The following is a 1,483-nucleotide window of genomic DNA, read 5'->3' on the forward strand; positions in this document are numbered from 1 at the left end:
TTAAAAATTTTTCGTTATAAATTGCTTGAAACAGTTGATTATATGTGGATTTATTGGTATCCTTGTCCATGCGATGTCTCCTTATTTTTGAGATTATGGACAGGACTACCTGTTATACCTCAATTATAAGGAGATTTTAATCATTTTTACAGGATATTGCTGGAAAAACAATGATTTATTGGTTTTTTTCTAGAATTTTAGATATTGACATTTTGGAAATTTATTTATGCAACGCTAGTGATACAGAATATAAAAGATATGCACCTTCAGGGCAATGAGGATTTTCTGAATTTGTTTGAATGTAAACGCAATATAAGTATTTCAAAAGTAGCCTCTTTGGCAGATGAATATAATACTCAAGGGGGATTCAGGGATATTTTGTCCAGGTTGGGTCAGATGGATGAAGAGCAACGCAAATATAAAATCAGGGAATACAATGATCTTTTATTTGAAGTTAGCAAGATCCAGGGCAATAATCATGGTGGCTTGTTAAAGTTTATGCTTGGCAGCACCGGCTTTTTGCCGTTGGACTATAAAGTTTCGTTTATATTATCGTTGATAGGAATGGTAAAAGAACAGGCAGACGCTTCTTCTCAGATGATAAGGATCGCAGAAATGAAAGCCATTGAAAAATGTATTAAGGATCACGGCGTGATTCCTGAGAAACAAAGTGTGGAAGACATTTATCTGCTTGATAAAATATCAAGTGTTGCAATATTAAAATAATGGGTTAAAGAAAATTAGGAATAAACAATACCCTGCCGCCAAGGCCCCATCAGGCTCAGACGGCATCTTTTTTAACCGTTCAAGGCATGTGGAGTGCGTAGTAAGAATACAAAAGGAGAATTAGTGGAAATCTTAGTATTTAAGCAGTCTGCGAGGTTTTTTAGCTTCACTTCTGATGGTGATGATTTTAAGAATAAAGAGCAGATTAATGAGTTTGAGGTATATATAGCCATTAGGATATAGTATGAGTAAACATGTCAACCGTGTGGATAACAAAGATATGAGATTTGGAGGGGAAGGTAAAATGGCTAATGAAATATTGAATAAATGCTGCTGTGGTAGCATAGAAGAATCGAACTGTAAAATAGAAGAAAATAATTTATGTCCAATATGTAAAACAGCAGGCGTTGAAGTCAAGAACATTACCGTTAAGCATTTGGTTTCGGAAACGTTAACAGAATTGGTTGGAGATATAGATTATTATTTATGTATGGACGAAGATTGTGATATTGTCTATTATAATTCAGAAGCTAATATCAAATTTAACTGTGTTAAGTTGGGTATGGGTTGACAAAATGGAATAGGCTGGGAAATAAATCAACCACCCGGGCTTGCCCCAGATGGTTGAGTATCCACAGTGCTCCCCTTATAATGATAGTTACCACACCAACATAATAAGGGGGAACTGCTGTGTATACTCATCCTACCGTATTACGCTGCAGAAGGCAAGCAATGATACTTGATGGCAGGAAAATTT

General features: G+C 35.5%; 2 protein-coding genes. Both read left to right on the forward strand.

What is annotated here, in order from left to right; genetic code table 11:
• The first annotated feature begins 291 nt into the window (after positions 1 to 291).
• The gene (locus P378_RS01415; RefSeq protein WP_143338387.1) at positions 292 to 726 is read left to right on the forward strand and encodes a hypothetical protein; all 435 of its coding nucleotides are present in this window, start codon (positions 292 to 294) and stop codon (positions 724 to 726) included.
• Between the two features lie 265 nt (positions 727 to 991).
• Positions 992 to 1,297 carry a hypothetical protein gene (locus P378_RS01420; protein ID WP_143338388.1) on the forward strand — a complete coding sequence of 102 codons (306 nt, stop codon included), beginning with the start codon at positions 992 to 994 and terminating at the stop codon, positions 1,295 to 1,297.
• Positions 1,298 to 1,483: the final 186 nt, after the last annotated feature.

Source organism: Desulforamulus profundi (genome assembly GCF_002607855.1).